Below are 3,675 nucleotides of genomic sequence, written 5' to 3'. Positions count from 1 at the left end.
GCAGCAGCCCTACACCCCCGACGAGGTACGCGAAGCGCTCCAGATCGGCCCGGAGACCCCGATCATGACCACCGACGCGAGGCATCGGGGCGAAGCGAAGTCCACGTTGATCTCGCTGGTGGAGCACGCGTTGCTGGCGAGGCTGAAGTAAGTCTTCGTCCGGACCAAGTAGCCGTTTGATCTTGTGAGTTGCCGGCGGGCCGGCTGTGTCGTTAGACACGGCCGGTCCGCTGCTTCATAACGTTTCGGCAGGCAATCGCGAAGGGGCGGCCACCGCTCGCACACGATCAGTTCCGTTGGGCTCAGATCACGCCCTTGTTTTGCCGCCGGATTCCACTTATGACCGTTTTATGCGGGCCGTCTCGGTCCCCCGGCGAATTCAGCCAGGGGTTTGGTGCCCACCGCCGTGACGTGCTGGAATTCGGTGAACCAGGGAGTAGACACGGCACGTCGGTGTGTCGGCGCCGAGAGGTTGTTGGTCGAGTGAGGAATACGACGCGGACACGGCCCGATCCCGTGCAGCCGGCCCGGGGGAACTTCACCCCGCCCGGCCGTGACACCGGGAGCCCGGCCGACACCAGCATGCCCCCGGAGCCGTCCGGCAGCCGCTTCTCGCCCAACAACTGGCGGGTGCGCACCCGGCTGAACGCGATCCTGCTGATCCCGGTCCTGGTGGCCCTGGTGGTCGGCGGCTTCAACGTCGACAACTCGATCGACCGCTGGCAGCAGGCCGACGACGCGGTCCGTACCGCCAACCTCGTCCGCGCCGCCGCCACATACAGTCACGCTCTTCTTGACGAGCGGGACCAGAGCGTGGTTCCCCTTCTGGCCGGGCAAACCAACTCCCCGGTCGTCAAGCAGGTGCGCGCGGCCACCGACCAGGCCGCCGCCGCCTTCGACGCCGCGGTCAAGCAGATGCCGCAGACCGAGAGCCTCAAGCGCCGCCTCGCGCTGTTCCGGCAGGGCGAGGGCGCGCTCCCCCAGGTCCGCAAGAACGCCTACACGGCCAAACTCCCCGGTACCCAGACCGAAGAGGCGTACGTCAACATCCAGCACACGCTGATGGAGTTCGACAACGAACTGGGCTACGGCAGCGACAACGTCGCCGCCTACGGCCGCACCCTCTACGCGGTCTCGCTGGCGATGGCGGCCGAGTCGCTCACCCGTGCCATCGGCACCCAGATCCTGGTGCAGGGCCACGTGCCGTCCTCCGTGCTCAAGCAGCAGGAGACCGCGCTGTCGTCGTACTCGTTCCTGGAAGGCGTGGCGCTCGCCGAGTACCAGAACGGCGGCACCCCGCAGGACATGGACCGCCTCAAGGCGGCGCTGGCCACGGCGACCACCCAGGGCAAGGAACAGCTGGACGCCGCCAAGGCCAAGGCGCTGGCGGCCGGTCAGCAGTTCGTCACCCCGCCGTCCCGCGACACGATGACCCAGGACATCGCCTCCGGCACGTCCGTCGAGGCGCTGAAGGCCAAGGGCATCACCCCGGACAGCTACACGGCCTCCACCACGCTGGCGTTCAACGCCTACCGGTCGGTGGAGTCGTCGCTGACCGACCAGGCGGCCTCCGACGCGGCCGGCATCGCCTCCAGCGCCAAGCGCGACGCGATCATCGACTCGGCCGCGGTGCTCCTCGGTGTGCTGCTGGCCTTCGTGGTGGCCGCGCTGATGGCCCGCTCGATGAGCCGCAGCATGCGCAAGCTGCGCACCTCGGCCTTCGACGTGGCCGAGCAGCAGCTGCCCGCTCTGGTCGACCAGTTGTCCCGCAACGACCCGGGCCGGGTCGACACCCGGGTGACCCCGATCCCGATCACCTCGGGCGACGAGATCGGCGAGGTCGCCCGCGCGTTCGACCAGGTCCACCGCGAGGCGGTGCGGCTCGCGGCCGAGCAGGCGCTGCTGCGCGGCAACGTCAACGCGATCTTCACCAACCTCAGCCTGCGCAACCAGGGCCTCATCCAGCGCCAGCTGGGCCTGATCACGGACCTGGAGAACAACGAGGCGGACCCGGACCAGTTGGACCACCTCTTCCAGCTCGACCACCTCGCCACCCGCATGCGCCGCAACGGCGAGAACCTGCTGGTCCTCGCCGGTGAGGAGCCGGGCCGCCGCTGGAACCAGCCGGTTCCGCTGGTGGACGTGCTGCGCGCGGCGGCCTCCGAGGTCGAGGACTACGAGCGCATCGAGATCTCCGGGGTGCCGGAGACCGACATCCACGGCGCGGCCGTCACCGACCTGGTGCACCTGCTGGCCGAGCTGCTGGAGAACGCGACCTCGTTCTCCTCGCCGCAGACCCGGGTGAAGGTCACCGCGACCCGGCTGCCGGACGGCCGGATCATGGTGGAGATCCACGACAAGGGCATCGGCCTGACCGCCGAGGACTTCGCGGACATCAACCACAAGCTGGCCGACCCGCCGACCGTGGACGCCTCGGTCTCCCAGCGCATGGGCCTGTTCGTGGTCGGCCGTCTCGCCGACCGGCACGGCATCCGGGTGCAGCTGCGCCCGTCCGGTGAGCAGGCGGGCACCACCTCCCTGGTGATGCTGCCCGAGCCGATCACCCACGGCGGTGGCGGCGAGGAGCAGCCCGACGAGCGCGACTTCACCGTCTCGCGGATCGTGCCCGAGCACGAGCACGAGAGTCCGGACGTCCCCGACTTCCGCGGCGGCCAGCTGACCGCGGCCGAACTCGGCTTCGACGACCGGCGCTACGAGGTCCCCGACGACGCCCGCTCGCTGGACCCGGTGAGCCGCTCGCTGATGCGCGAGGAGCGCAGGGCCGCCCTGGAGGCCGCCGCCGGCGAGCGCCGGGTGGACACCAGCGCGCTGTTCCGCGACGAGGCGCCCGCGTCCGCCGGGACCACCGGTGAGCAGGGGCAGCCGTACCCCGGCTACGACCAGGAGTACCGGGAGCCGTACGAGCAGGGCTACGAGCAGCCCTACGACACCGGCTACCCGGCCGCGTACCCCGGCTACGAGGAGCGGGGTGAAGAAACGTCGCAGCAGGACGGCGGCGGCTTCGGCGTCCCGCACCAGACGTCGTACGGGACCACCGGCGAACACCCCGTCACAGGGGCCCCACAAGCGGAGTATCCGGCCGATCGGCCGGAAAACGACCCCTTCGCCCCCCGGCAGGGCTGGGAGCAGGGGTACTCGATGGACGGCTGGGAGGTGCCCCCGGCCCCCGCGGCTGTCGAACCGGAACCTCCCCGGGACGCCCCGGAACGCGTAGGCTACGACGCGCCGGACGCCGCCGTGAGCGACGCGCCCGCGCTGACCGACGCCGGACTGCCGCGCCGCGACGCCCAGTGGCGGGAGCAGCAGCCCGAGCCGGCCGTGCCGGACGAGGAGCGCGCGCAGGAACAGGGAGGCCCCCAGGGCGCCGACGAGTGGCGCTCCACGAACGACGACAACTGGGAGCGGGCCGAGCGGGCCCGCGATCCCAAGGCGGGCGGAGTCACCCCCTCGGGACTGCCGCGCCGGGTGCCACGGGCGAACCTCGTCCCCGGAGCCGCACAGCAGACCCCGCAGGGCGGCCCCCAGGTCTCCCGCGCCCCGGAGGACGTCCGCGGCAGATTGAGCAATCTGCGGCGGGGCATCCAACAGGGACGCAGCGCGGGTACGGAAACGACCTCCTTCCCAACTGACAGCCAGGGCCCCGGCCCCAACCAC

General features: G+C 70.9%; 1 protein-coding gene and 1 pseudogene. Both read left to right on the top strand.

Translation table 11 applies throughout. The features are described 5' to 3' along the window. Window positions 1–151 (top strand): annotated as a pseudogene (locus tag K7472_RS32140) (ATP-binding protein); the annotation flags it as partial. 332 nt (window positions 152–483) lie between these two features. Further along, window positions 484–3,675 (top strand): sensor histidine kinase (locus K7472_RS32135; RefSeq protein WP_308014184.1); only part of this gene is annotated, 3,192 nt, incomplete at its 3' end.

This window comes from Streptantibioticus parmotrematis (assembly GCF_019890615.1).
Classification (GTDB): Bacteria; Actinomycetota; Actinomycetes; order Streptomycetales; family Streptomycetaceae; genus Streptantibioticus_D; species Streptantibioticus_D parmotrematis.
This window is presented reverse-complemented; position numbering and strand designations above follow the sequence as displayed.